1 protein-coding gene is annotated in these 264 nt (G+C 29.2%); it reads left to right on the top strand.

Features of this window, described 5'->3' with window-relative positions; all coding sequences use genetic code 11:
• Window positions 1-65: 65 nt before the first annotated feature.
• Window positions 66-264: hypothetical protein (locus tag SB679_RS24740; protein WP_410704940.1), on the top strand; the 199-nt coding region annotated here is incomplete at its 3' end.

Genomic DNA, 264 nt, shown 5'->3' on the forward strand with positions numbered 1-264 from the left:
CTTTTTTACAGCTATATCCAATACCAGGATGACTTGTCAATGCTATAAACACAAAAATAAAAAAGATGAATTTTCAAAATGTTAGATCTACTTTTAATAAAGGGGTCACTATTCCGAGTTTAATTTTTATTATAGGAACCTGTTTTCTTTCAGCTGTTTATCCAAAGCCGACAGAGAAAATTCTGAATGAAATTAAAGAATTCATATTTATTAATTTAAATTGGGTGTACGTCTGGGCAGTGACTTTGTTTGTTATTTTCTTAG

Origin of the sequence: Chryseobacterium sp. SIMBA_029 (assembly GCF_046535275.1) — a bacterium.
GTDB lineage: Bacteria > Bacteroidota > Bacteroidia > Flavobacteriales > Weeksellaceae > Chryseobacterium.